The organism is Vibrio owensii CAIM 1854 = LMG 25443 (assembly GCF_000817815.1).
Taxonomy (GTDB): domain Bacteria; phylum Pseudomonadota; class Gammaproteobacteria; order Enterobacterales; family Vibrionaceae; genus Vibrio; species Vibrio owensii.
Genome location: NZ_JPRD01000115.1, coordinates 1 through 1,252 on the forward strand (window position 1 = coordinate 1; position 1,252 = coordinate 1,252).

1 protein-coding gene is annotated in these 1,252 nt (G+C 42.3%); it reads left to right on the forward strand.

Annotation, left to right across the window (positions count from 1 at the left end):
- On the forward strand, positions 1–1,146 hold a 1,146-nt coding region (locus H735_RS31965; protein WP_042980879.1), incomplete at its 5' end, for an RHS repeat-associated core domain-containing protein.
- Between the last annotated feature and the right edge of the window lie 106 nt (positions 1,147–1,252).

Here is a 1,252-nt window from a genome sequence, read left to right on the forward strand (position 1 = left end):
GGGGGGACAGCTATTTTAACTGCGCGTAATCAGACAGAAGTGAAGTATAAAATGGTCCGCTACTCGGGCAAAGAGCGTGATGCAACCGGTTTGTATTACTATGGTTATCGATACTACCAGCCGTGGGTGGGCAGATGGTTAAGCTCGGATCCGGCAGGGACGGTGGATGGGTTAAATCTGTATCGGATGGTCTGTGACAATCCAGTATCATTTTATGATACAAATGGCCTAGTTAAAACCAGTAGTGGTATTCCAAGTCATAAAGCTTTAGAGGCAGCCGGTCAGGCAGAAGGAGTAAAGATCGGCCAAGCACTTTTAAAGCTCAGTGATAGTCAGGCTCAAAGTCAGACTCAAGCTATTAGGAAGAAGATAAATGCATTTTATAGTGTCAAGAATCGTTATGGCAATGCAATTCAAAACACTAAGACGCTAAAAAAAGCATACGACGCGGTTATGAATGGACAATTAGATACTTTTAATAATAAATATCGTGATGCTAACAGTGGCCAAGATGAATTAATGTCAACGGCAACCGTTCGTAGTATATACAGTGGTATAGCGAGCGTTGAAAAAACAGCTGGTGTAACATTTACACAGGATCAACACGATCTCGCCTTTGCTTCTTTGGAGCATGTTTCACAAGCTAGGCTTCCTACTGACGGGTCTGGGTATAATCTCGGAACGGGGGGAGTGATGCAACATCCAACAGGAAAAGGGGCTTTTTTTCACCCTCCTACAATGAGTTCGAAAGGGGTTCTCTCTTCTCAAAAAAACCATTCTTTATCGGATCGAGCGAGACGAGATCAAGTAATTGGTAAACTGCAAAATGAAGTAAATAACTATGCGATAAGTGGTGGTGATGTAATGGAACCCATTTTTGCAGCTAACTTATTTGCAGCACAATATACGCTTGAAGATTTTACTGGCCCAGCGACTGCTGCAAATATGAATGTCCTGCCGGTTATTAATCAGCAGGCAAGGCAAAGCCAGAGCGAGCAAAGGGATGCAATTAAACATCTGGATAAGCTAGGTCAGACTATACCTTCTGCACCGCTAGCAACACTTAATACTCATAACAGTGTTTGGGCTCCTACAAAACGAGCCAAGAATATACAGCGAAGTTTCAGTCCTACACGATTCTCATGAGTACCTTTATATAAGGTGTTTCGAAAAATAAGTAACAGCGTCAAGCTTTTGCTCTTTGGACTGTATTTAGAGAGTCGAACCAAACTAACAGGAAAACATAATGAGT